A 25,116-nucleotide genomic window follows, 5' to 3' on the forward strand; every position below is an offset into this window, starting at 1 on the left:
GGATTTATATTTTTTTGTAAAAAAAGGTATCTTCTGCTTCAAACTGATATTTTTGTGGGTGAAAAATTTGTTCTGTACTTCCCACAAATAAAACACCACCCGGGCGTAGGGCCTGACTAAATTTTTGGTACAGTATATGCTTTGCCTCTTCCGTAAAATAGATCATCACGTTGCGACAGATGATTAAATCATAATTTGTCTCAAAAGGATCTGCCAATAAGTTATGTTTCTTAAAATTAATCGCGCGTTTAATCTCCTCAGAAACACGATAAGTGGTGCCTTCCTTGGTAAAATACTTGGACAGCAGGTCTTTCGGACAATCCTGCAGAGAACGATCCGAATAAAGCCCAAGTTTAGCTTTTGCCAGTGCCCCTTCATCGATATCCGTAGCAGTAATTTGCAAATCCTTCAGGTTTAAAGATCTAAGCATAATCAAAGCAAGGGTATATGGTTCTTCTCCTGTTGAACAGGCCGCGCTCCAGGATTTCACCCGTCCCTTTTCTCTTAGAAGCCGAGGTAAGATCTTATTATTTAATACATCCCACCTGCCCGGATTGCGGAAAAACTCCGAAACATTTATCGTCATCCGATCAAGAAATTCATAATAAAGCTCTTGATCCTGATTCATCGCATCAAAATACTGCGCAAAGCTCGAATAGCCCCTTTTCAACCTAAGTGAGGTTAAACGGCGCTTCATTTGAGCTTCCTTGTACAAAAGCAAATCAATGCCAGTCTTGCGCTTCACATTCCCAATAAATTGGATAAAATCTTGGTCAACCATAGGCTTCTCTTCGTACCCCATCCGTATAAATATGTCTAAATCTATCTTTATTAAGTTCGATGTGGGATACAGGTATTCCTTCTTAGAAATAAAAAAAGGCATCCCTCAATTACTGAAGGACGCTCTTTTTTTATTAGATCCATTTATTAACCGTTTTGTCGTAATCGGTAAGATCTTCTTTAAACCAAAGGGCCATTTCACGTTGTGCACTTTCTGGGGAATCGGAACCGTGGATGATGTTCATTCCTACGCTAATTCCGTAGTCTCCACGAATAGTTCCTGGTGCTGCATCAGCTGGGTTTGTTTTACCCATCATGTTACGTGCAGTTGCAATTACATTTTCTCCTTCCCAAACCATAGCAAAAACAGGGCTTGAGGTAATAAAGCTAACCAATTCTCCAAAGAATGGTCTTTCCTTATGTTCAGCATAGTGCTGCTCAGCCAAATCTTGGCTGACACTCATTAGGATTCCGCCAACAAGCTTAAATCCTTTCTTTTCAAAGCGGGAAACAATGTCCCCGACCAAATTTCGCTGTACCCCGTCAGGCTTAATCATAATAAAGGTTCTCTCAACTGCCATCGATAATACCTCTTTTCCTTTTATGTAATAGCCCAAATAACTGGGCAACTTATTCCGAATGTGATTTTACCAAACTTTTCTATGCAAATGCAACTGAAATAAATGATCTGACGAATAACACTAATACTGCCTCTTACCAATAAAATTCGCTAGATCATACAAAGTTGCCCTGCTCGATGTATCTGGAAGATCATCCAACCAGGACAACGCCTTTTTCAAATATTTATCTGCCAAACATTGGGCATAATGAATACCGTCACTTTGGCGGATATATTCGATCGCCTTGTCCATTCCGTGGTTTTCTGAACGTAACAGGTACTGTAGTTGCTCGGCTGATTTCACATCATGATAACAGTAAATAGCCGGGAGGGTAATATTTCCTTGGCGCAGATCATTCCCGGAGGGTTTGCCCAACTTTTTTTCGTCGCCGACAAAATCGAGAATATCATCCGTAATTTGAAAGGCCATTCCGACATGATATCCATAATTGTACATTGCTCGTACAACTTGTTCCGTTGCACCAGCTGCAATCGCTCCCAATTGACAACTGATGGCAATTAGTAGGGCAGTTTTTCGCTTAATCCGATGCAAATACCGTCTCAAGTTTTGATTCCAGTTGTGAAAATCACGAATTTGCTCTACTTCCCCCACGCACACTTGTACAATAGCCTTGGACAATATTTTATGTATCCTTGGCATACCAAGTTCGGTGACTGTTCTCAGACCTTCAGCAAGGATATAATCACCTGTATACATAGCAATCCGGTTATCCCATTTCGCCTTAACTGTTAACTGTCCTCTCCGTTTCTCAGCATCATCGATAACATCGTCGTGAACCAAGGTGGCCATGTGAATTAATTCAAGCGCAACAGCCACATTTTTTAAACGCTCTAAATCATAGGTCCCCAATTTCCCGGCTAGCAAAACGAAAACAGGGCGAATCCTTTTTCCCCCTGCTTTCATTAGGTGACTTGCAGCCTCACGAAGCAACCCATGCTTGGTTGTAATCGATTTCTCCAGTTCTTTTTCTATAAAATTCATATCAGATCGCATTTGCAAATAAATTTCAGCCAACTTCATATGGTCCACCTTAAGTTAATTTAACTTTATCATTTGCTCCCCATACAGCAACTTCAACAGCTCTTGGTAAAAGCCCTAATTCTGCTGCACAGCGGTAGTAATATTCGATGCCACGTTTTTGCTCGTTGTCAAAATCATGACATAACCCGGCAAAGTATGCTTTCCAGAAAGGATAATCACCGCCGAAGTCTTTTTGTACTGCTTTAATAATATCATCAATCTTGACGTTTCCAAGCTCTTTCGCTCGTAAAAATTCAAGGTGAATGTCCTTAAGCAAGGATGGCCGCTGTTCTGCTAATTCCTTTCTCACGGTCCACAAGGCGAAAGTCATCCACATCCCTGTTTGTTTATACCATAATTCGCCCAAATCGTAAATATAATAGCTTGGATTCCTTAATTTTGCAGACAGTGCATCATCCCCAATTAACAAGCAAGCGTCTGCCTTAGCCATCATTTCGTCTAAAACAGGTGTCATTGTCATGTATTGCGGACGTAATCGATAAAACTTTTCCAATATTATTTTTAGTAAATTGACGGAGGTAGCTGAAGAACTTGTGAGGGCTATAAGGGGCTCTTCTAGAGTTTCCAAAGGTGTTTTCGTAAATAAAAAAATCGAGCCGACAGGTCCTTTTGCACTGACAGACAGATCGGAAAGTACTACACAATTGTCTGCCTGTTCCCCGTAAGCAAACGAAGATACGGGTCCCAAATCAAGTTCCCCTTTGGCAAGGAGACGATTGAGTTCTGCAGGAACTTTATGTATGAATTCTGCCCGATCAGCAAACTCTTTTTCTCTAAAAAAATAAAAAACCGGAAGTATATTTGTATAAGCGATTTTCCCTATCCTAACTTTCTCCATTCTGATGTTCCCCCCAACGTTGAAATAACGAATGCGGAAGTTCTAGCATATCCATAGCCTTCCCCACAACAAAATCCACCAAATCGTCTAGCGTTTTTGGCTTCTGATAAAATCCCGGAACGGCAGGCAAAAGCTTTGCGCCAATGCGTGAAAGTTTTAACATATTTTCCAAATGAATGGAATTAAGAGGTGTTTCTCTTGGCACTAATACTAGCTTCTTGCCTTCCTTAAGCATGACATCCGCTGACCTCTCGAGCAAATTCCCTGATGCACCGTGGGCAATCCCACTTAAGGTGCCCATTGAACATGGGATAATAATCATCGCATCTAACCGATAAGAACCACTAGCAATAGGAGCTGAAAAATCACGTAAATGGTGATAGTGCAGCTCCCCTGTTTTAGTTTGTCGGAAATAGGTTTCGATTACCCTGTTTCGATCTGTCGTATCCCATTCCAGTTCTTCTTTAAAGACTTGCCAACCGGCCTCCGTGACCACAAGATGAACCTTATGATCTTGCTTTAGAAGTTCCTGTGTTAAACGAACCCCATATACTGCGCCACTTGCGCCGGTAATTCCAACCGTGAAAATCTTCCTCATTACCTCACCATCTTACCCAAAAACTTGACTTTTTAACTGCTGCCGAAAAGCGTCAACCATGTTCTGCAATTCCCCCTGGACCCGGGGTTGCTCGAGCTGGTTAACTTGAGTGGCAATCTCATCAAGCAATTCTAAGGCTTGTCCTTGTAACCAAGCACAGGATTCTTGAATGGTCCGATCCTCAAGGAGCTTGGACAGCTGAATTTTGACGATTTGCCCCCAGCGAAAAGAGAGAAGTTCGTCAGTTAATCGTTCTACACGAATAAAATTGATGATGATATTTCTCCAGAGATTCCTTCCTCCATCCTGAACATACCGGGAAAGAAAAGAAAGATATAATCCCGAATCAATCGTATTCAACAAAGCTAATAACTGATCCGCACTAAGCTTTGATAAAGAAGTGTAAACCTCCGTCTTCACTTCGTTTATTTTAAGAATACTGTCAGCAAGGCTTCGAACTAGTTCAATGTCTTCAATTTGTGATAGCAGATAATAGTACTTGCTGCTATAAAAATCCCCTGCTAGCACAGCTAATTGCCGGGAGCGAATCTGATTCAAATCACGATATGTGGTTAAAGAAACCTTCTCATGGCAATCCAGTCCGATTTGGATAAGCAGAGTAGGTACTGCATACTTTTTAATATTCTCCACAGTGACATTAGAATCCAGTAAAAACAAAAAAAGAACCTGCAACCGTACAAGTGGGACGGGAGGGATATCCACGTACTGCTGAACAAACTCATTTTCCGCTTGTTTTTTTATTTCATTTATGATGTCTGAGATCTCTCCGTGGAATTGACTTTTAAAAAAATTCATTACCGATCCCCCAAGTTAAACAATGCCTAAAGTATAGCACACCGAATGAAAAATTGACTATGGATTATTATATCTTTATTAAGATAAATTTTTAAGCTCATTTTTGAATCTTTTCTTGCCAGAGGACACCAAAGGATATATTGGTTAATTTGTGAAGCAAGGCCTTTTTATCCTTTTCTGCAGATACTGAGGATAACTCCTCCAGCAACTGGTTGGATCTTTCTGCTGACAAAGCTATAAGAACTTCCTCATTTCCCTTTTCTTCATAGAGGACACGCACATAAAGCCCCTGTACATTGCTTGTTAAGAGATAAGCCGTATAGACAGATTGATAGAGCTCATCGTAAATATCATTGACATAGACGGGTTTGTCCGCTGTCACCTTGTAATCAACAGAAAGATTATGGTTTTGCCATTGGACCCGAGTAATCGCCATTTGCGAATTTACTTGTGTCATTATGTCAACGAGATTCGTCTGATCTAAAACGATAGGTTGGGAAATTTTAAAAACTGGCTGTAGCATTTCATTTTTTTGCATGCTCCCTTGAAAAAAGATCGAGAGCATGATTGCTAATAAAGTAGATAAAATCAGTGCAGCAAACATATTCCGTGTGAAAACCATCCAGGATTCACCCCTCTCTTACTTCATTGTACGAGACCGGGCGACCATGTATGACCGTCCACACGGGAATACTTTTTCCCTTCCCAATGCGGGAAAAAAGCAGGCACCGCCGCCTGCTCCTTCTAGTAGTTTCCTATTCTTCCGTCGTGTCAATGATTCCATGTCGTGTCTGGATAATGGCCTTGCCCCTGATTTTGACAGCAGAAGTATGTTCGGTAAATTGGGCAATCATCACTTCACCCTTGTCCAATTTTTCTGAATGATGGAAACGCGTTGATTCCCCTCTTGTCATTCCAATCACACTAACCCCGTTTTCCTTTGCCTTGATCACAAAGAATTCCGTTTGCATTGGATACCCTTCATTATTACTCATTTGCCCTTCCCCCCTGGCTTCACTTTCATCATGATTTTAATTATTAGTATACCAGAAATTAGCAGTTTCATGATGCAAAAAATGAGCCTTTGCAAATGAAAGGAAAAGCATTCCTTATCCTTTGATCAGGCTAAACACTTCAGCTCTTGCTGCTGCATCATCAACAAAACATCCCCTGACAGCAGAGGTGATTGTTTTTGCTCCTGGCTTTTTTACTCCCCGCATAGTCATACACATATGTTCCGCTTCGACGACGACAACGACACCGTGTGGTTCCAATTCCCCCATGATCGTGTCAGCCACCAAAGAAGTAATCCGTTCCTGTAGCTGTGGTCTTTTGGCTACCATATCAACAGCACGGGCCAGCTTACTCAATCCTGTAACTCTTCCACCCTTCGGAATATAAGCCACATGCGCATGACCGAAAAATGGTACTAAATGATGCTCACAAGTGGAATAAAAAGGAATATCTTTTACAAGTACGAGTTCTTCATGGTCTTCACTAAATATTACTGAGAAATATTCTCTAGGATCTATCTTTAAACCTTGGAATATTTCTTCATACATTCTCGCCACTCTTGCAGGCGTCTCCGCCAATCCCTCTCGGTCGGGATCTTCACCAACAGCCTCAAGGATCATACGGACTGCCTGCTGTATTTTTTCATGGTCTACCATTATTTTCGCCTCCTACTCCAAACAAATTTAATCATAGCATTGGACTACAATAAATGCAAAATAGTTTATGCTAGTGTATACTTAAATGGGTATTTGCGAAAGAGTATATTTTTGTGTGTAATCAGATAAAGTGTAGAGCCCAACTAAATACATTTAGCTAACGACGTAGAAGACAAAGAAAGAGGGTAACAAAAATGGATAGGGGATTGAAATGGGTTTCTATATGGAGCACTATTGGAATGTTTGTTGTGCTCATTATGGGAGCTATTGTGACAAAAACAGGTTCAGGGGATGGCTGTGGCAGTTCCTGGCCGCTTTGCCATGGGAAATTTGCCCCTTTGGCTAATTTGGAATCATTAATTGAGTATAGTCACCGTTTAGTTTCTGGGATTGTGGGTATTTTAGTTTTCACACAAGGAATTTGGGCGTGGTACAAGCAAGGACATAAATCAGGGGTCAAAGGTTTTGCCTTCGGTGGAATGTTCTTCACCGTGCTGCAAGCGTTACTTGGAGCTGCCGCTGTCGTTTGGCCACAGTCAGACGCAGTGCTTGCCCTGCATTTTGGATTTTCGTTAGCAGCCTTTGCCTGTATCTTACTGCTGACCATTTTAATTTTCGATGGGCATCGCCTAGCAGCGACGTCAACTGCACCAATCCCACCAAAAATAAAAATTGGAATTTGGTCGATCACCATTTACTCCTATGTCGTTGTTTATCTGGGGGCCTATGTCCGCCACAGCTCTTCAGGATTGGGCTGTTCGACCTGGCCCGATTGTAATGGGCAATGGTTTCCTGGTTTTACAGGTCCTTCCGGGATTCAATTTATCCATCGTCTGGCGGCCTTGATTTTCCTTTTATCTGTATGCTGGCTGTATATAGAGATATCTCGCCACTGCCGCAACCGAAAGGATCTCTATTTTGGCGGTCTGCTCTCCCTAGTACTTGCCGTGGCTCAGGTGTTAAGCGGTGCCGTTGTTGTTTGGACTCAATTACAATTGTTTCCTGCCCTTCTGCATAATATGATTATTTCCTTTTTGTTTGGGATCCTGTGCTTTATGTGTTTTCAAACCTTGGCAAGGAAGCAAAGCAAAGATGAGATGAAAACGAACGAAACAAGGGTCGCTAGTCTTAATCGGTAGAAACTTAGGATGAGAATCGGGCTAAGCCCGGTTCTTTTTATGTTCTGTCTCGAGAAAAATGCCGTAAAATGTGGAGATTTGGCGTATTTTATATACAAAAAGCCTTGAACTTCAGCTTTTTCTATATTAATATAAAGCATGTTACGAAATATGAAATTCAAGGAAATAGGTATAAAATTAACCATTCTGGTTAACAAAGATGAATAATACCAACTCATTGGGAGGAGGTGAAATGATGAATAAAACAGAATTAGTTGCTTACGTTGCTGAATCAGCAGAATTAACAAAGAAGGATGCTACTAAAGCGGTTGATGCCGTTTTTGACGCTATCGAAAGTGCTCTTAAGAACGGGGAGAAAGTTCAACTCATCGGTTTTGGTAACTTCGAAGTGCGTGAAAGAGCAGCTCGGAAAGGCCGCAACCCACAAACGGGTGAAGAAATTGAAATTGCTGCTAGCAAGATTCCTGCCTTTAAACCTGGTAAATCCCTTAAGGATGCTATTGGTGGCGGAGAAGCGTAAGCGACAGGCCATACGGTATCGCTATTATTAAACTAAAGCAGCATTTTTACAAATAGAAGTTATACATAATAAAGGACCGCTTGTGAGCTAGCGGTCCTTTATTTGTTTAAAGTATAATGGCTATTAACCCACCCGATCCCTCATTAATGATTCGCTGTAGAGTTTCCTGTAGCTTGTAACGTGCGTTTTCCGGCATCATGCCAAGTTTGGCGGAAATGCCTTCGTTTACGATAGAATTAAGGGAGCGTCCAAAGATATCAGAATTCCAGATGCTTAATGGATCATCCTCAAAGTCTTGCATCAGATAGCGAACCAATTCCTCACTCTGTTTCTCAGTTCCAATAATTGGCGAGAACTCTGATTCAACATCGACACGGATCATATGAATGGATGGCGCGGTTGCTTTTAACCTTACGCCAAACCGGCTGCCTTGGCGAATAATTTCTGGCTCATCCAAGGACATCTCCTGAATAGATGGAGGGGCAATCCCATAACCTGTCTGCCGGACCATATTCAGCGCCACGGCAACGCGGTCGTATTCCCGTTTGGCGTGGGCAAAATCCTGCATTAATTGCAGCAGATGATCCTTTCCTCTGATTTCAACCCCTACTACCTCCATCAGCACCTGATCATAGAGATGATCTGGCGCATATAGATCAATTTCCGCTATCCCTTGCCCCATATTCATATCAGATAAGGAGGCTCGCTCAATGAAATCGAAGACATCGAATTGACCTACCACACGATCCACATCGCGCAGGCGACGGATTTCCTTGACCGTTTCTCTGACGCTCTCTTCATAGCTTTGGCGCAGCCAATGGTCTTCATGAAGCACCATCACCCAGCTAGGCAAGTTCACATTCACTTCATGGACCGGGAACTCAAATAAAACTTCCCTCAATGTATTCATTACATCGGACTCAACCATCTCATCAACGCTCATCACAAGAACAGGTACATCATATTTTTCAATTAATTCAGCGCGAAGATCCTGAGTTTCTTTGCGGTTCGGATAGATCGAGTTGATTACAATAATAAAAGGTTTGCCTACTTCTTTTAATTCTGCAACGACTCTTTCTTCGGCCTCAATGTAACCTTCGCGTGGAATTTCAGCAATCGATCCATCGGTTGTGAGCACAACACCTAAAGTGGAGTGGTCTTGGACAACCTTCCTGGTGCCCATCTCGGCGGCTTCCTCAAAAGGAATCGGCTCATCATACCAAGGGGTATTGATCATTCTTGGTCCATTCTCGTCCTCGTACCCTTTTGCTCCTTGCACAGCGTATCCTACACAATCGACTAATCTAACGTTAATCTTTAATCCTTCAGCCACTTGAATTTCCACAGCCTGATTCGGAACGAATTTCGGTTCTGTGGTCATAATCGTCCGCCCAGCGGCACTTTGCGGCAACTCATCTTTTGCTCGGACGCGATCTGCTTCAGATTGGATGTGAGGAAGAACAACTAATTCCATAAAACGCTTAATAAATGTCGACTTGCCTGTTCGAACAGGACCAACCACACCTATGTATATGTCCCCTCCCGTTCTTTCAGCAATGTCTTTAAAGATATCTACTCGTTCCACTTGGATACCTCCCCTTCTTTAATTGCAACTAATCATAAGTGACACTTCATACAAATTAGGACACTATAAATATATGATTCAGAAATTCTGTTATGCTAAGATGTTTTCTTTTTACAAAAAAAAGAGCGACCCACAGGCAATCGCTCTTCATCCATCGTCACGCATTACCTATACTTGATTCTTATGTACAGGCCTCTGCAAATATGACATTCCGCATAGGAAAGTATTTACTTCTTCTAAGGATGGATACATCTTCTTCGAATCGGCTTCGATAGAAGATTCTCTTATTCTATTTCAACTTCTATTTAAACGGCGCCAAGGACACTTTCCCATTTATTGAGTCATAATAAAATGATTTAACCGGGACATAAATCGAATTTTGCGGGATGATCTCCCGTACATCCTCAAATGAAGCCGCCTGCAAATTGTTATTCTTTAAAACGAGTTCTAAATCCTCCGTGTAATCAACTCCAACCTGACCCGTTGAAGACATAATAATCGGCAGTTGCTTCCCAGAAATTGGACTCTCAATCGTTTGCGCTTGTTTTCCTATCCCAATTTGACTGAAATTGATGGTAAAGTAGCCAGGCCTAATGACCCCCTCAACGGGCAAGCTGTTATTCTTTTGATAATAATAGGAAACACGGGATTGTACAGTGGACACAGTATCCACGACTCTTAAATCCAACAATCGTACGGTTGGATTGGTTTCCACATCCGTTAAGACGAACAAATAGGGCCCACCCTGTTCAAAGGCTCCTCCTGGCACATAGGGCATATAACGTGGAACGAGCCCAGAGAAATCAATCACATATTTTTCAAAAATCGGTGTATCTGCCTCTTTAGTTAAAATAGGGAGCACTTTTGTTGCCTCGTGAAATTCATCGATCGCGGCTTGTACCATGGATACCTGTTCCATGAGCGGTAGTTGGTTCTCCATCAGTCTTTCCTTAGGGTACATGCATCCACTAACGAAAAGGATTGACAGCATGGTTACACCAAGTATCAGTAATCTAATCTTTCTCATTTTCTTTCTTTTCATGATTTCCACCTTGTTGTTGTATCTTTTCTTTTACGACAGCTTTCCATTTTTCCTCCGGGATAGATACTTCTGTATTTCCATAGATCCTTGTTTGACAGGCTAAGCGATACCCCGAACAAAGCGCTTCTTCCCCAACTAAACGGATTTCTGATGTGGATGGGTCTGAAATCAGAGCATCCTTTGACAAAATCATCACCTTACATGTTGTACAAGATCCATTTCCACCGCAGCGGTGTCGAATCGGAATTCTATTTTTTAAGGCTGTTTGCAAAAGATTATCACCACTTCTTGCTGTGACCCATTTCCCTCTTGGTTGAAACAGAATTTTAATCTTCATAACAGGACAACTAGGATTAAAAGAAAGGATGGGATCAAAAGTAGAAAAGCAAAGGCCGATACAAGGAATTTTGGTATACCGGTTAATTTTCGGCGGGCAAACATAATCGTAAAGTTGGCGATAAACATTAATAAGATCGCCACTAAAGATGACATTTCTTTATCCATAAACTCACAATCCTTTTAATTTCAAGATTAAAATACTATTTTTTCACAGTCCATGTCCTATTATACCAAAACGCACCATCCTAGGCCAATTGAATAATATAGTGGTAAATGCATTCGAGGGGAGCACCATTATGGACTATAGACATTGGAGAAATCCTGCTTTTTCGGGACCAAAGAAGAGAAACGTTGCCGCACGTAAACCAAAGCCCGCGGTTGAAATCATCACTCCCAAACAGGAAACAAAAAATATGAAGATTTCCTTGCAAAAAATAAAGGATCAATTTAGAGAAGCCCGTGAGCAATTACAGCAAATTGAAACAACAATGGACACCTTATATACCGTATTGGACACCATGGAGAGGTTTGGCAAACAAAAAGTAGGCAGAGGGAACAAAACGCAAAGTAATTTACTGAAGTCTTTCCAAAATATTGATTTTAAGCAGGTCATGGATCTTCTTCAATCTCCCTTGGTGCAGGCTTTAATTGAAACGATGGCGGAGGAAGATGAACCGAGTCCGGCTTCCTCTAAAAAAAAGCGGGAATAACATTTCCGCACAAAAAAAAGGGGTAACAGTTCAACTGTTACCCCTTCTGACTGTATCCTAGCCTGTTAAAGGCTGCATTTATTGAAACCCAATATAGTCTATGTGGACGAATCAATGACTGTAACATCCTTTAAAGCCCAATCTTGGATAGCTTGGGTAAGTTTCTCTAATCAAGTTTTTTATTCAAAAGAGATAACACAGTTTTCATATCAGCCTGTTTGATATCATTGTTTCGCAAGTACTTGATGATTTTTTCTTCTTTTTCTTTATCCAGCTGCACATTTGCCATTTTAGAAAGTTGTCGAATTAACTGCAGCATTCTTCCTTCATCAGAAAGATCATCTTTATTCACCTTACTTGCAAACACTTCAAGTTGCTTAGCATCTACCTTTGTATTGGTTTTCTTCTGCAACTTTTCCAGCAGCTTCTTGGAAAAACCTTTTGACATAACGAAGTCCTCCTCGTAAGTAGGTTCTAGACTATCTTATGAGGGGGACATTAATTATGTGCTACTTCCTCCATCTCATGTGTCTTCAGTCGCCCCATCAGATCCTCTACTGCTTTACGAGGTTCCTTATTTTCAAATAGGACTTGATATAATTGCTGCGTAATGGGCATTTCAATCCCACATTGGAAGGACAGTTCATACGATGCCTTGGTTGTTTTTACCCCTTCAACTACCATCCCCATCACAGATAAAACCTCCTGCAGGGAATGACCTTGTCCAAGCATATTTCCTGCTCTCCAATTGCGACTATGCTTGCTTGTACATGTCACAATGAGATCTCCCACACCTGCTAAGCCAGAAAAAGTTAGTGGGTTGGCACCCATATAAACCCCTAACCGACTAATCTCCGCCAAGCCTCTCGTCATTAAGGCAGCCTTTGCATTATCTCCAAACTGTAGTCCATCTGAAATTCCTGCACCAAGGGCAATAATATTTTTTAATGCACCACCAATTTCTAACCCCACGACATCCGGATTAGTATAAACACGAAAATGTTGATTGATCAGCGCATCTTGTGCCTCCTCAGCGGTTTTGATGGAGTTTGAAGCAACAACAACGGTTGTTGGCGACCTTTTGCTTACTTCTTCTGCATGACTGGGGCCGGAGAGAACGGCAATTCTTTCATGAAGTGGAACCGGGAGTTCCTCCAGTAGAATTTCCGAAATCCGTTTATGAGTTTCTAGTTCTAACCCTTTAATGGCATGAATAATCAGGGCCTCTTGTGGTATGTACCCGCTCACCTGTCGAGCCACTTGACGAATGCTATGGGAGGGGACAACAAATAGGATCATCTCTTTTCCTTCGACAACCTGTTCCAGTTTACTTGAAGCCTTGATTGTATCTGGAAGTTGAATGCCCGGTAAGTATTCTTCATTGGTATGATTCCTGTTTATTTCATCTGCCTGTTCCGATCGTCTGGCCCAGATCTCTACTTGATGCGCATTATCTGCCAGAACGATTGCTAGTGCTGTTCCCCAACTCCCTGAGCCAACTATACCAACTCGCAATGTTCCCCCACCTTTCTTCCACCTCAGGCATTACGATTTTTTGCTTCCAAGCTTCCGCTCTGTCCCATTTAACAATCGCTTCACATTCTCCCGGTGTCGATAGATCCCCAAGATGGCAACAATAATCCCCAGGATAATATAAGATGATGGATCATGTCTAAAGTACATAAAAACCGGGATCATCACCAATAAAATAAGGGAGCCAAGAGATACGTACCTCGTAATTGCAATGAGGACGATGGCCGTCAACACAGAATACAAGGTTGGGAAAAAGGAGATCGTGCCCAATACACCAATCGTCGTAGCCACTCCTTTCCCCCCTTTAAATCCAAAAAACACGGGCCAATTATGCCCAAGAATTGCGCCCAATCCAGCCATGGCTGTTGGCATTGGATCTCCTGCTGACAGACCGGCAAAGATTAGAACAGCTGCAACACCTTTAAAAGCATCAAGTAAAAGCACCAAGATCGCGGGTCCTTTTCCAATCACCCTCAAAGTATTGGTTGCACCTGCATTCCCGCTCCCATGTTGACGAATATCAATTCCCGCTACTTTTTTTGTAATAAGATAACTAAAACTAATAGAACCTAATAAATAGCCCACTAGAATGGACAAAAAATTAATCACTACAGATTCCCTTCTCCCATTAATCTTCTGCTTTATTTCTAACAATCATACGCAGTGGAGTTCCTTCGAACGGAAACGCCTCTCTAATTTTATTCTCTAAATATCGTCTATATGAAAAATGCATAAGTTCAACATCGTTGACAAAAAGAACGAAGGTCGGTGGCTTCACAGAAACCTGTGTCGCATAATTAATCCGCAGCCTCCTCCCTTTGTCTGTAGGCGGCGGAGTGACTGTCGTTGCCTCCTGGATAATATCGTTTAAGACACTTGTGGAAACTCTCATTGCATGCTGTTCCGCAACCTCTTGAACTTTAGGGAGGATTTGTTGAATCCGCTGCTTCGTGTTTGCCGACACAAAAAGGATCGGTGCATAACTCATAAACTGGAAATGGTCTCGAATACTTTGGGTGAAGGTTTGGAACGTTTTATCGTCCTTCGCCAATACATCCCATTTATTCACGACAATAATTGCTGCCCTTCCTGCCTCATGGGAATAACCAGCGATTTTTTTATCTTGTTCAATGATCCCTTCTTCAGCATTAATAACAACCAGGCAGACATCCGAACGTTCAATGGCCCGCAAAGCCCGAAGTACACTATACTTCTCTGTGGATTCATAAACTTTTCCGCGCTTGCGAACACCAGCCGTATCAATAATGACAAAGTCCTGCCCCTCCCTGGTCAGCTGGGTATCGATCGCATCCCTCGTCGTGCCTGCCACATCGCTAACAATGACTCGCTGTTCCCCCAAAATCGCATTAACAAGGGAAGACTTCCCCACATTAGGGCGGCCGATAAACGAAACCCTGATTACATCTTCATCGTATTCCTCTTCTTTGGTCTCGGGGAAATGTTTGATCACTTCATCAAGTAAATCCCCAATCCCCAAACCATGTGCACTGGAGATCCCAATCGGTTCTCCAAAACCCAATGAATAAAATTCGTATAGTTCATTCATTCGGGTTGGATTATCTGCTTTATTTACTGCTAAGACAACTGGTTTTTTGGAGCGAAAAAGCATCTTAGCCACTTCTTCATCATCGGCAGTGATTCCCGCTGTGGCATCCACAACCAAAATAATGACATCGGCTTCATCAATAGCGAGTTCTGCTTGATAACGGATTTGCTGAAGAAAAACATCTTGATCATCATAGGCAATCCCACCTGTATCAATCAAATGAAATGGATGATCTAACCATTCTGAACTACTGTAAATGCGGTCTCTTGTAACACCCGCTACATCTTCAACAATCGAAATTCGTTCACCTACAATTCGGTTAAAAAGAGTGGATTTCCCCACATTTGGTCTTCCCACTATTGCTACAACTGGATTAGCCATCTTTATCCAACCTCACTTTCAAGGATTTATATTACTCGATTTACCGGATTCTTGCAATTGGAAACCCCATAATCAACCAGATGTTTCCGCTTTTTTTCTGCGAAAGACGGTAATCCATTTTCCGTAACTAAACAATCCGCGTACAATTATTAACATACTGAAAGTTATCCAGCACAAATCAAGGAAAGATGGCGATCCGAAGAAAAACTGTGCCGATTTTCCATAAATATAATACTGAAACCCTACCTCATTTAATGAAAGTCCGAAAACGATGATAATAAACTGCTGAGTGGGTCCTTTCGCAGCAATAACCGTCAGCAAAGCCGCTAAAGAAGCAATCATATAACTTTCTTCAAAGATCATTAAAACTGGATCCAATCTTAAGACTAGCTGCAGAAAAAACAAACAAGTCCCAATCAAAAATCCTGCCGAAACCAAATGCATCCGGCTTTTCTCCGATTGCTTAAGCCAAAGATATACAGCCATTATCTGTAGCACTGCAAAAAGGACAGAGAAATTTCTGAGCATAGGCAGGTCCACAACCCTATTCCCTCCAATTAAAAGAAAGAGTAGAATCCATCCCAAGATTCCTTTGCGAATCCCCTGTTGCTCAAGGAAGCGGTCAAACACACCCAACATCAAAAACAAAAATAAAAACCAATTGATAATCAATCCTGTTATTCCAGCAACCATATCCATTCTCCTTCTTCTATCGCTTCTATAGCCTTCGAGGTTTTTATTTTCATTATTCCTCAAAAAGGAAAGAAAAATCATTGGGACGAACAATTGTCTCGGACTCAATAAAAAATATCAGACCCTAGCCGTGATTTGTCGAACAAAAAAGAAGTTACGTCCCTCCGGGCTATACGAAGGGAGTGTAACTACTTTGTTAAGTGTATTCGACAAATTTCAGCTAGGGTCTGACCCCACTGTTACCTGCTGATTTTTGGATGGTCCGTTAAGAAATATTTGAACGTCAACTTATCTTGGACGGGAATCCATGCCCCAACTCCTTTTTGGGTTACGTTCTTAATAACCAACTTCTTTTCATTTCCTTTAATGTGAAGATACACTTCCCCGTAAAGGACGTTTCCTCTTTCGCTAGCTGCTGGAATAAATGCATTAAGATAACCAATTTTTTTAGGAGGCACCCTCATGATCGTGTCTAATTTTGTTCCTTTTCCAATTGTACTTTCAAATGCCAGATTCAATCCCGTTTTTCCTTTAGCATCAGCAATCATTAATTTTTTCACTTCATCTTCGGCCATTACTTGTGTGGTTAGCCCCCCGTGTGCAGTGAACTCCTCATTTTGCTCATATGTTAATTCAATAGTTTCCCTGCCACCACGATTATCATATTTGTTGCTGTTTGCTTCTTTATATTCCCAATTGACTGAGGTTTCCTTGGAATCATAATGAAGCGCCCAATTTCCCAAATAGATATTCGCCTTGAATCCGATAGCCAATTTGGAGGTTTGGATGGTTGTTTCATTTAATAAACGAATTAAGTTGGGATTTTCGATTTCATATTCCGTTGTCCTAAATAGTTCTAAGGTTGAAGCGCTTGGCTGAACATATTCCGGATCCATATCCGGGTTTGGATACGTATTTTGCCTGGAGATATCCTTTACTGAATCGGGGATTTTCAATTTTCCCGCGGAAGCATCCGCGACAAGGCTTTGACCGATCCCAAAAGATAAGATCAGCAAAAAGGCAATCGAAACATAAAGAACTTTTTTCATAAAAACTCCTCCATCTGCTGCCTGCTGCTTTTAACTGTTTATTACCCAAAGAGATGATTTTCTTGTCTTAGTATGAGCACTTATGGAAAAAACAGTGGAGGAAAATATTAGTAAATATTGTATAAGATTCTATTAGAAGTTTGGTTTTCGCTTTTCAGCAAAGGCCAAACAACCTTCTGGAAAATCAATGGGATCCACATAATTCCAAGGTATACTCTGCTTCCATTCACACGCGGCAACCGCTTTTTTCACGGCTCGCAAGGATGCCCCCGAGTTACTGACAATCGTTTCCGCCAGATTTAAAATATGATCATCCAATTTTTCATTCTCAATCAGCTGATTAAGCAGTCCGTTTTGGTATGCTTCTTCCGCATTGTAAATTTTGCTTAAATACACAATCTCCTTAGCCCGACTAGCCCCGATTATGCGGACGATTCTCCTCATAAAAGAGGGGCCGACTGTAATTCCCAGACGTCCCACGGGAATTCCCATCCGGGTGTTCTTTGTTCCTACTCTGATGTCACATGCAAGTGACAGAACAAATCCTGCCCCTAAAGCTGGACCGTCCAACGCAGCAATCACAGGAATCGGTAAACTTTCATAAACGGAAATAGCTTCTTCCATGTTTACAAAGGCTTGCTCTGCTTCTTCCAACGACATCTCACAAAATTCCTTAATATCTGCACCGGCCGTAAACTGACCTATCGTTCCGCGAAGAATGAGGACCTTGTTCTTGGGATTGGACCCGGCTTCCTTTCCAATCTTCGCTAACTTCTTCCACATATTTGATGTTAACGCGTTCCTTGCGGCAGGTCGATTGATCGTAACGATTGCAATCTTGGCAGTTTCCTGTAGGGTAATCTTTCCATCGGGCATTCTCTTAATTAAAATCCTCAAATCCTTCACCTCATTTTATAGGGGTCGATTGTCGACATTTACATGCTATCAACACATTTCAAAATAGTCAATATATTCATGTGATTATTCACTTAAACCCCTCTCTACATATTTTTTAAATTATGTTGAAACACATACGAATAGGACTGGCGAAAAGCTTCATAGGATGGAAGGAAGAAGGAGGTGGCAGTGAAGATGGCATTCTACACGACGGTAGTTAGCCTATTAGGCATCAAACTGCTGAAAAATGCAGATGGTCACTTTTTCATTAAAGTATGGAGGGGGAAGGTTCGACCAATTAAAAGCTAGATGAATGCCTTTAAACTTAGAAAACATAAAAATGACAGGAATTTTCTTTCCTGTCATTTTTCATTTCTCTGACTAAAATGTGTACAATCAATGCCCCTCATGGCGGCCCAATGATAAGAATCACCAGATATTACCACTGGGACATCCGATATCGTATAAATGTTGGAAACACCTAGTGCGGTCATGATCAATCGAACCTGCTCATGGATACGAGAAACAACGGAAAGGCCCTCTTCAAGGTCAAAATCTTTGACCAGACGAAGAAAAAATCCCGCCATACCTACCGAAGTTGCACCTAAGGCTAGCGCTTTGACAATTTCCAATCCGTTTGTAATGCCACCCGTTGCAACCTTGTCTACCTTGGTTATGGAAGATAGTTCAAGAAGGCTTTGCACAGTTGTCAAACCCCAATCGTTTAACATCTCAAGTGGAATCATGCGACGTCTGTTTTCAATTTCTGCAAAGTTCGTGCCTCCTGCCCCTCCGATGTCAATGGCCTGAATACCTAAGTCAACTAGACGTTGGGCAGCATTCTTCGACATACCAAAACCCACTTCTTTAACAAACACTGGACAATGAACAATTTTAACAATGTCTTCGATCCGCTTACAAACCCCTCTAAAATCTCTGTCCCCTTCAGGCATAATTAATTCCTGCATGACATTAAGATGAATTTGTAAACCATCTGCTTGGATCATATCAACTGCTCTTAGAGCTTGTTCTGTCGTTGCTTCTGCCCCTAGATTTGCAAAGATAATCCCATTGGGGTTTACTTCGCGAACCACGGAGAAGGATGACTGAACGGAAGGTTCTTTAATTGCAGCCATTTGTGAACCCACAGCCATCGCCAGCCCTGCTCCTTCCGCCAGAAGGGCTAATCTTCTGTTGATTTCGTAGGTCTCGCCTGTTCCACCTGTCATAGCGTTAATAAGAATCGGCGAACTTAAATCAAGTCCGCCGATTGATGTAGAGAGCGAAACATCTGCCATCGAAGATTCAGGTATGCAATTGTGTACGAACTTCACATCTTCGAAGCCATGCTTTCCGCTGATTCCAGTTTCAATAGCATATTGAATATGTTCTCTTTTCCGTGAAGTTCTTTCCATGAAACAATCCTCTATATTAAGATTTTAATTTTTTAGCTAAGTCCCCAAGGCGGTCGCCGATGGTAATACCCATTCCACCGTTGTCAGCTTCATAATTGGCAATTTCCTTCTTAGTAGCCTTTACTTCTTTTTCTTCTTCAACTTCACGAATACTTAAGCTGATTCGTTGTTCCGCAGCGTTGATATCCAAGATTTTCACTTGGACTTGCTGTCCCTCCTCAAGGACTTCACCAGGACTTCCAATATGGCGGTTTGATATTTGAGAAATATGAACCAAACCTTCTACTCCTGGTGCTACCTCAACAAAAGCTCCAAAGCTAACTAGCCGTTTAACGGTTCCAGAGACAATCGAACCGACTTTCAACTGAGATAAAGAAGTTTCCCAAGGTCCAGGCTGGGCTTCCTTCATACTCAAGCTAATTCTTTCATTTTCTTGATCGACTTTTAGAATTTTCACCTTCACCTTGTCGCCTTCACTTACAACATCCGATGGTTTATTGACACGTTCCCAGGATAATTCGGAGACGTGAACAAGCCCATCAACGCCACCAATATCAACAAATGCTCCAAAATCGGTTAAGCGTTGAACAGTACCTTCAAGAACAGCCCCTACTTCAAGTTGGTCAAATAGTTGATGTTTTTGTTTATTCTGTTCATCCTCCAGAACAGCGCGGTGAGAAAGAATCACTTTATTCTTCTCGCGGTCTAGTTCAATGACTTTTAAGCTTAAACTTTTTCCTTTGTAATCCGAAAAGTCTTCCACAAAATGACGTTCAACATGGGAGGCAGGAATAAATCCGCGAACCCCAACATCAACGACTAGTCCACCTTTTACCACATCAGCTACTGCTGCTTCAAAAACAGTACCTTCGGAAAATTTCTGTTCCAAATCATCCCATGCTTTAATCGCATCAACTGCTTTTTTGGAAACAAGAACTTCATCCTTCTCTTCGTTGATTTTAATTACTTGGAAGGTCATCTCCTCACCTTCAGTAAGTACATCCCCTACCTTTTCAATATGTAAACTGGAAACCTCACTAATCGGGAGTATCGCTTCTGTTTTGTAACCGATGTCTACTAGAGCTTGCTTTGCATCTACCTTCGTTACTTTTCCTTGTACTGTGTCACCAACCTCAAAGGATCTTACTTCTGCATTTTGCATTTCTTCAGCCATGGACCATTCCTCCTTCATAATCAAACCATAATTGCCTTTTTTCTATCTCAAATATTTTGTAACTATTAATTGATAAATAATGGCTTTAGGATTTAGTATGAACAAATTGTTTTGTTTGATGCAAACACGTGATGACAAAACTATCAGCTGTATTCATCAATTAATTGTTGTATTTCCTTCATTATTTTTCCGCTTGCTTCCTCTGTTAACGCCGAAGTCACTTTTTGTTGGCGTAATTCAGTCATATTAATCGGCTTCCCATAAACCACTCTCATCGATTGGAACATCTTCCAATCCCCAATAACAGCTGTAGGAATAACCGCTGCTTCAGACTTTAAAGCGAAGAGTGCAGCTCCCGGGTATGGCTTCCCAAGCTTCCCATCTTTGCTTCTCGTCCCCTCAGGGAAAATTCCTAAGACTTTACCTTCCTTTAAAATCTGCAGGCTCTTTTTTAAAGCACCTTTATCACTCATTCCTCGTTTCACGGGATAGGCTCCAAATTGCTTAACCAAATAGGAAATAACAGGAATCTTAAAAAGTTCCTCTTTTGCCATGAAATGGACTTGTCTCTGTATTGGCGATGCGATAAAAGGGGGATCAAGGTTATTTTTATGATTCGAGCATAAAATTACCCCCCCTTGTAAAGGAACATTCTCTAGGCCGATGATCTCCCACCGATAGACAAATCGGTAAAGGATCCGAAACATCCCGCGGAATAATCGATACAAAAACATCTTTTCGTTCCACCCGCCTAGTTTTGGGTTTTATTTTTACAAAGTTCGATAATCCTACTTACCACTTGCTCTATTGTCATTCCAGTTGAATCAAGAATAGTGGCGTCCTCTGCACAGCGAAGAGGGGCGACCTCCCGATCACTATCGGTCTTGTCCCTAAGTTGAATCTCCAATTGTAAATCAGCAAGATTTGCATCATGGCCTTTTTCAAGCATTTCCTTATATCTTCTCATGGCCCTTTCTTCAATCGAAGCGGTAAGAAACACCTTGACTTCTGCATCTGGAAGTACGAACGTTCCAATATCTCGGCCGTCCATAACAACACTCTCTTGACCAGCCAATTTGCGTTGCAAGACCATCATTTTTTCTCGAACCTTGGGGTGTTTAGCAACCAATGAAACTTGGCGACTGACATCTGGATGTCTAATTTCTTCGGTTACGTCACGATTGTTAAGAAAAACCCTCTGTCCGGAAGCTTGCTGCTGCAGTCCAATCGAAATACGATCTAAGAGACTTGCAAGTTCTTCTTCGTCAGAAAGGGATACTCCCTCATGCAAAGCAGCAAGTGTTAAAGCACGGTACATCGCCCCAGTATCTATATATGTATATCCCAAATGTTTTGCAGTAAGCTGTGCAACTGTGCTTTTCCCAGCACCAGCTGGTCCATCAATAGCAATATTCATTAGTCATCCCTTTCCTGGAGGTTAAAGGTTCATAGTTGGCTCTGCCCGCCAATCGAAAAAAAGCAGGATTCTGCCTGCTTACATGCTCAATTGAATATTTGATTTCCTTTGATTGAAGAGCCAAGATCTTTAGGTCAGCCAAACAGCCAGTCTATTCAATTTACCTTGATAGTACCATAGTGTTCCTTAAGATGCAACGCCTTCCAACTGCTCTACCTCAACGATCCACCCACGAAAGGTATCATTATAAAGCAATAGCTGCGAGCCCATTAGGAGCAAGACAAGAAAAATGATAACCAAAATGATAGCTTTTTCGATTGAATTTGAAAATTGGCGGAACCTTTCCTCATAGGAAGGATATTTATCTCTTCTCATAGCCATCGCCTCCATTCCCATTATTTCCAGAAATGGATAGAGCTATAATAGCTAATAAGATCCTTTCCTTCTTAGTTCCACCTAACCATCTTTCCCGTTTCCTCATCCAATGGTACTTCAATCGCCAAAAATCCTTCCCCAATATCTGCAACCCTCGATTTGTAGGTTTTTTTGGCCTCAGCTTGATCTTTAGTAAGCATGTTCATCCTTAATAGAGTGCTAATACCAGGGATCATTCCTGAAACCTCCATCTTTTTCTTTATGAAGGTTATTATACCATTTAGAATAGGTGCTGCGTAGCTTTTCCTTTCAAGTGCAGACCCTTACCGAAGTTCATCTAGGTATTTCAATTTTTAATTAAGAGTCTGACTCCGTACTAAAAAAGGAGTCTCCATCTGGAAAACTCCTTTTAAATCGTCTTAGTTATCCGATCTTGCCGGGCTTATCCAATTTTTCAACAACCTCTTCATCGCCGTTTTCAACATTTATAAAGATTCTAAATGCCTGGTCACTTACCGTTCCCATAAATTCATAGCACAGAACCTCATCATTATTGTCATTTAAGACCACAGCTTTCCTTGACTCTTGTACTTTGAAGTTAGGATTGACTTCTTTTCTAGCCTGTTTCATGGAAAGTTTTGGCGTAACGAACTTCCGGTTCTCTTTGTGGTTAAAAATGAACTGTTCCGCCTGATATCCAACCACCTCACCAGTATCCAAGGCAACCTTAACCGTCAAGGCGTCAGGATATATTCTTACGCCATTTTGACTATACACATAACTTAATACTGCTGTATTGTCGTATTGTTCAGTTGTATAGTTCTCCATGTTTTTCAAACCATGTTTCTCGAGAAACGCCTTGCCTTTCTGCACTGCCTGCTGGATGTCCAATTTCTGTTTGGCAATGTTTCGATTATTAATCATCCAGACAACGTGTCCGCCTTTTTTCGTGACATCTAGATGGATCGTATTGTTTCCTGCTGGTTTTGTAACAGCTACACTAATCGCACTGTATTCATGTCCTTTTCCACCCCGGTCAACCTTGACATTTGCCTGGCCTGCTTGAATTCCCAAGAATTGCAAAGCAATTTTCTTTGCTTCTTCTTCTGTAATTTTCTTCCCTGTCAGGTTTTTATCACTAAACCTTTCTTTATTCTGCAAGGTCTGAATACCTGGACCAAAATCAATATCTGAATACTCATTTACCGTTTTGTCAATCGTCCGAAATCCATCAATGATCGTATTGTCCAAGTTTTCCTCTTCCGAGGCAAGAGCCGATTCCACATCCATCCAGCGCAGTTTTTGATCGATGACTTTCGACTGTACCCTTCGAAGTTCAGATTGGATCTCTACTGCACGTGAATGAAGGGTTTTCAAATTTTCATATTCCTTCTCCGAAAGGGGGTCTTTATTTAAATCACGGACCGCTGTTTTGTAGGCGAAATCCCCTATTTTCGCCAGAAATTCTTCGGTTTTACTAAACGACATCAAAGCCAATGGGAGTTGTCCCACATCCGATCTGGCCACAGATGAAATGCGCCATACGTTGCTCATTGTTCCATCGATTTGTCTACGTGAATTAATCGCTAAAGTTTTTCCTAACTCGTCTTGCAATTGATCCATATGGAAGGTTAAATCGTGAAAGGCGCGTTGGTATTGATTTTCTGCTTTAATTAAAATGGAATTTTTCTCTTGGTTCTCCTGATAGCCCCACATCCCAAGTCCAATCACTGCAACAGCTAAGATCGGCGTTAGTACACCGGCAATTTTTGAGTACATTCGCTCCACTCCTTATCTACAGAAAATATGCTTGCCAATCCGTTTGACTTGTGGTCTGCTCCAAATCCATGCTGATGTTGCAGTTGCCGGATTAAAGTAATAGGTACATCCTCCAGTCGGATCCATCCCATTCAAGGCATCTTGGACCGCCTTTTTTGCATTCTCATTTGGAGTGAGCCAGATTTGTCCATCTGCGACAGCCGTAAAGGCGCGTGGTTCAAAAATGACTCCGGAGGGTGTATTGGGAAAAGATGAGCTTTCAACCCGATTAAGAATGACTGAAGCAATGGCCACTTGACCGATGTACGGCTCTCCGCGAGCTTCACCGTAGACTGCGTTCGCCATGAGTTTAATATCATTTGCGGAATGCCCATGTGCTTTATAGGTGGCCTGTTTTCCCTGATGAACATTCTCTCGTTTTGCAGTAGGGTTATATTTTGTTTTGCTGACTAAAAGTCTTTGCGTCTTACTTCCGACTTTGCCGTCTACCTTTATGCCAAAATCCTTTTGAAATTTGCGCACTGCCCAATAGGTATTCCAGCCGAATTTCCCGTCTGTCACATCCTTTAAATATCCGATATACTTCAATCGTTCCTGAAGTTCAACAACATCTTGCCCCGAAGAACCTCGCTCGAGAACCCTCCCGCTAAATGTTTCCTGACTTGAAAAATGAGGCAACGTAAACATCATTCCACAGATCATAAGGATAGAAACTAAACAGATGGATATAACTCTCATGTTGTTTGTCACATTCATTTCCTCCTGCTGACACAGATAATTTGTCTTGAGCATATTGTTAGTTCTATCCAATTCAATTATTCATTCATTACCAATTTGAGATGGAGGTAGATAGTTGATACAAAAAAGAGCCAACCCGGCAAAGGTTGACTCCATTTCAGTCTAATTAGAACATTTCAGTAGAGATATCAAAGTCTTTTTCATTACTGCACAGGCATTGTTTAAACCCTGTTTCAATGGTGCCTGTCTTACTTTTCTTGCCTACTAAAGTAAACCGCTCTCCGCACGTGTTGCAGCGAATTTTCACCTTATAGCGGTCCCTCTGATCTAACATGATTTTAACTCCTTTCCATAAAAAAACTTTCTTACCTTATTTTGT

Annotated in this window: 32 protein-coding genes; 3 read left to right on the forward strand and 29 right to left on the reverse strand. The window is 41.6% G+C overall.

Annotated features, from left to right (window positions below; genetic code table 11):
• Window positions 1-4 precede the first annotated feature (4 nt).
• The 9 genes from J2Z37_RS16860 to folE all read right to left on the reverse strand — a co-directional run bounded on the left by J2Z37_RS16860 (window position 5) and on the right by folE (window position 6,384).
• Window positions 5-781 (reverse strand): CheR family methyltransferase, encoded by a 777-nt coding sequence (locus J2Z37_RS16860; protein ID WP_209811565.1) that lies wholly within the window; start codon window positions 779-781, stop codon window positions 5-7.
• Window positions 782-914: 133 nt separating this feature from the next.
• Window positions 915-1,361 carry a nucleoside-diphosphate kinase gene (ndk, locus tag J2Z37_RS16865; protein ID WP_209811466.1) on the reverse strand — a complete coding sequence of 149 codons (447 nt, stop codon included), beginning with the start codon at window positions 1,359-1,361 and terminating at the stop codon, window positions 915-917.
• A gap of 120 nt (window positions 1,362-1,481) precedes the next feature.
• Window positions 1,482-2,441: a heptaprenyl diphosphate synthase component II gene (gene hepT, locus J2Z37_RS16870; protein ID WP_209811467.1), complete on the reverse strand. Its 960-nt coding sequence runs from the start codon at window positions 2,439-2,441 to the stop codon at window positions 1,482-1,484.
• 10 nt (window positions 2,442-2,451) lie between these two features.
• Window positions 2,452-3,300, reverse strand: coding sequence for a menaquinone biosynthetic enzyme MqnA/MqnD family protein (locus J2Z37_RS16875; RefSeq protein WP_209811468.1), 849 nt, complete (start codon window positions 3,298-3,300; stop codon window positions 2,452-2,454).
• On the reverse strand, window positions 3,287-3,898 hold the full coding sequence (locus J2Z37_RS16880; RefSeq protein WP_209811469.1) for a UbiX family flavin prenyltransferase: 612 nt from the start codon (window positions 3,896-3,898) through the stop codon (window positions 3,287-3,289). The genes J2Z37_RS16875 and J2Z37_RS16880 overlap by 14 nt, the downstream gene beginning before the upstream one ends.
• Window positions 3,899-3,910: 12 nt before the next feature.
• Window positions 3,911-4,714 (reverse strand): heptaprenyl diphosphate synthase component 1, encoded by an 804-nt coding sequence (locus J2Z37_RS16885; protein ID WP_209811470.1) that lies wholly within the window; start codon window positions 4,712-4,714, stop codon window positions 3,911-3,913.
• Window positions 4,715-4,811: 97 nt separating this feature from the next.
• On the reverse strand, window positions 4,812-5,336 hold the full coding sequence (locus J2Z37_RS16890; protein WP_209811471.1) for a hypothetical protein: 525 nt from the start codon (window positions 5,334-5,336) through the stop codon (window positions 4,812-4,814).
• Between the two features lie 133 nt (window positions 5,337-5,469).
• Window positions 5,470-5,709 carry a trp RNA-binding attenuation protein MtrB gene (mtrB, locus tag J2Z37_RS16895; RefSeq protein WP_245203875.1) on the reverse strand — a complete coding sequence of 80 codons (240 nt, stop codon included), beginning with the start codon at window positions 5,707-5,709 and terminating at the stop codon, window positions 5,470-5,472.
• A gap of 114 nt (window positions 5,710-5,823) precedes the next feature.
• Entirely contained in the window at window positions 5,824-6,384 is a 561-nt protein-coding gene (gene folE / locus J2Z37_RS16900) for a GTP cyclohydrolase I FolE (RefSeq protein ID WP_209811472.1), read from the reverse strand.
• Between the two features lie 239 nt (window positions 6,385-6,623).
• Here folE and J2Z37_RS16905 point away from each other — a divergent pair, with 239 nt between their 5' ends.
• Complete coding sequence (locus J2Z37_RS16905; RefSeq protein ID WP_209811473.1) at window positions 6,624-7,523, forward strand: COX15/CtaA family protein; 900 nt, start codon at window positions 6,624-6,626, stop codon at window positions 7,521-7,523.
• Between the two features lie 235 nt (window positions 7,524-7,758).
• The gene (locus J2Z37_RS16910; protein ID WP_209811474.1) at window positions 7,759-8,043 is read left to right on the forward strand and encodes an HU family DNA-binding protein; all 285 of its coding nucleotides are present in this window, start codon (window positions 7,759-7,761) and stop codon (window positions 8,041-8,043) included.
• Window positions 8,044-8,149: 106 nt separating this feature from the next.
• Here the strand turns inward: J2Z37_RS16910 and spoIVA are convergent, their stop codons facing one another.
• The 4 genes from spoIVA to J2Z37_RS16930 all read right to left on the reverse strand — a co-directional run bounded on the left by spoIVA (window position 8,150) and on the right by J2Z37_RS16930 (window position 11,174).
• Entirely contained in the window at window positions 8,150-9,628 is a 1,479-nt protein-coding gene (gene spoIVA, locus J2Z37_RS16915; RefSeq protein ID WP_209811475.1) for a stage IV sporulation protein A, read from the reverse strand.
• Between the two features lie 301 nt (window positions 9,629-9,929).
• Complete coding sequence (locus tag J2Z37_RS16920) at window positions 9,930-10,670, reverse strand: hypothetical protein (RefSeq protein ID WP_209811476.1); 741 nt, start codon at window positions 10,668-10,670, stop codon at window positions 9,930-9,932.
• Entirely contained in the window at window positions 10,642-11,007 is a 366-nt protein-coding gene (locus J2Z37_RS16925) for a 2Fe-2S iron-sulfur cluster-binding protein (protein ID WP_209811477.1), read from the reverse strand. The genes J2Z37_RS16920 and J2Z37_RS16925 overlap by 29 nt, the downstream gene beginning before the upstream one ends.
• Window positions 11,004-11,174, reverse strand: a complete 171-nt coding sequence (locus tag J2Z37_RS16930; RefSeq protein WP_209811478.1) for a DUF2768 family protein — start codon at window positions 11,172-11,174, stop codon at window positions 11,004-11,006. The genes J2Z37_RS16925 and J2Z37_RS16930 overlap by 4 nt, the downstream gene beginning before the upstream one ends.
• A gap of 131 nt (window positions 11,175-11,305) precedes the next feature.
• Here J2Z37_RS16930 and J2Z37_RS16935 point away from each other — a divergent pair, with 131 nt between their 5' ends.
• Window positions 11,306-11,719: a hypothetical protein gene (locus tag J2Z37_RS16935; RefSeq protein WP_209811479.1), complete on the forward strand. Its 414-nt coding sequence runs from the start codon at window positions 11,306-11,308 to the stop codon at window positions 11,717-11,719.
• Window positions 11,720-11,885: 166 nt separating this feature from the next.
• On the opposite strand, the gene J2Z37_RS16940 is transcribed toward J2Z37_RS16935, so the two are convergent.
• The 16 genes from J2Z37_RS16940 to J2Z37_RS17015 form a co-directional block, all read right to left on the reverse strand.
• Window positions 11,886-12,167 (reverse strand): stage VI sporulation protein F, encoded by a 282-nt coding sequence (locus J2Z37_RS16940; protein WP_209811480.1) that lies wholly within the window; start codon window positions 12,165-12,167, stop codon window positions 11,886-11,888.
• A gap of 50 nt (window positions 12,168-12,217) precedes the next feature.
• The gene (locus J2Z37_RS16945) at window positions 12,218-13,234 is read right to left on the reverse strand and encodes an NAD(P)H-dependent glycerol-3-phosphate dehydrogenase (protein ID WP_209811481.1); all 1,017 of its coding nucleotides are present in this window, start codon (window positions 13,232-13,234) and stop codon (window positions 12,218-12,220) included.
• A 30-nt stretch (window positions 13,235-13,264) separates the two neighbouring features.
• The gene (plsY, locus tag J2Z37_RS16950) at window positions 13,265-13,858 is read right to left on the reverse strand and encodes a glycerol-3-phosphate 1-O-acyltransferase PlsY (protein ID WP_209811567.1); all 594 of its coding nucleotides are present in this window, start codon (window positions 13,856-13,858) and stop codon (window positions 13,265-13,267) included.
• 22 nt (window positions 13,859-13,880) lie between these two features.
• Entirely contained in the window at window positions 13,881-15,200 is a 1,320-nt protein-coding gene (der, locus tag J2Z37_RS16955) for a ribosome biogenesis GTPase Der (RefSeq protein WP_209811482.1), read from the reverse strand.
• Between the two features lie 72 nt (window positions 15,201-15,272).
• Window positions 15,273-15,893: a YphA family membrane protein gene (locus J2Z37_RS16960; protein ID WP_209811483.1), complete on the reverse strand. Its 621-nt coding sequence runs from the start codon at window positions 15,891-15,893 to the stop codon at window positions 15,273-15,275.
• Between the two features lie 239 nt (window positions 15,894-16,132).
• Complete coding sequence (locus J2Z37_RS16965; protein ID WP_209811484.1) at window positions 16,133-16,942, reverse strand: YfkD family protein; 810 nt, start codon at window positions 16,940-16,942, stop codon at window positions 16,133-16,135.
• A 132-nt stretch (window positions 16,943-17,074) separates the two neighbouring features.
• Entirely contained in the window at window positions 17,075-17,848 is a 774-nt protein-coding gene (locus J2Z37_RS16970; protein WP_342453848.1) for an enoyl-CoA hydratase/isomerase family protein, read from the reverse strand.
• Between the two features lie 353 nt (window positions 17,849-18,201).
• The gene (gene fni / locus J2Z37_RS16975) at window positions 18,202-19,254 is read right to left on the reverse strand and encodes a type 2 isopentenyl-diphosphate Delta-isomerase (protein WP_209811485.1); all 1,053 of its coding nucleotides are present in this window, start codon (window positions 19,252-19,254) and stop codon (window positions 18,202-18,204) included.
• Window positions 19,255-19,270: 16 nt separating this feature from the next.
• Window positions 19,271-20,428, reverse strand: coding sequence for a 30S ribosomal protein S1 (rpsA, locus tag J2Z37_RS16980; RefSeq protein ID WP_209811486.1), 1,158 nt, complete (start codon window positions 20,426-20,428; stop codon window positions 19,271-19,273).
• Window positions 20,429-20,571: 143 nt separating this feature from the next.
• Window positions 20,572-21,162 carry a lysophospholipid acyltransferase family protein gene (locus J2Z37_RS16985; RefSeq protein ID WP_209811487.1) on the reverse strand — a complete coding sequence of 197 codons (591 nt, stop codon included), beginning with the start codon at window positions 21,160-21,162 and terminating at the stop codon, window positions 20,572-20,574.
• Between the two features lie 17 nt (window positions 21,163-21,179).
• A complete protein-coding gene (gene cmk / locus J2Z37_RS16990; protein ID WP_209811488.1) occupies window positions 21,180-21,845 on the reverse strand; it encodes a (d)CMP kinase in 666 nt (221 codons plus the stop codon).
• 186 nt (window positions 21,846-22,031) lie between these two features.
• Window positions 22,032-22,220, reverse strand: a complete 189-nt coding sequence (locus tag J2Z37_RS16995) for a hypothetical protein (protein ID WP_209811489.1) — start codon at window positions 22,218-22,220, stop codon at window positions 22,032-22,034.
• 71 nt (window positions 22,221-22,291) lie between these two features.
• Window positions 22,292-22,456, reverse strand: a complete 165-nt coding sequence (locus J2Z37_RS17000; RefSeq protein ID WP_209811490.1) for a flagellar brake domain-containing protein — start codon at window positions 22,454-22,456, stop codon at window positions 22,292-22,294.
• 187 nt (window positions 22,457-22,643) lie between these two features.
• Entirely contained in the window at window positions 22,644-23,999 is a 1,356-nt protein-coding gene (gene ypeB / locus J2Z37_RS17005) for a germination protein YpeB (RefSeq protein WP_209811491.1), read from the reverse strand.
• 12 nt (window positions 24,000-24,011) lie between these two features.
• Entirely contained in the window at window positions 24,012-24,749 is a 738-nt protein-coding gene (gene sleB, locus J2Z37_RS17010) for a spore cortex-lytic enzyme (RefSeq protein WP_425340335.1), read from the reverse strand.
• 154 nt (window positions 24,750-24,903) lie between these two features.
• Window positions 24,904-25,071: a hypothetical protein gene (locus tag J2Z37_RS17015; protein WP_209811492.1), complete on the reverse strand. Its 168-nt coding sequence runs from the start codon at window positions 25,069-25,071 to the stop codon at window positions 24,904-24,906.
• Window positions 25,072-25,116: the final 45 nt, after the last annotated feature.

Source organism: Ammoniphilus resinae, assembly GCF_017873965.1.
GTDB classification, from domain to species: domain Bacteria; phylum Bacillota; class Bacilli; order Aneurinibacillales; family RAOX-1; genus Ammoniphilus_A; species Ammoniphilus_A resinae.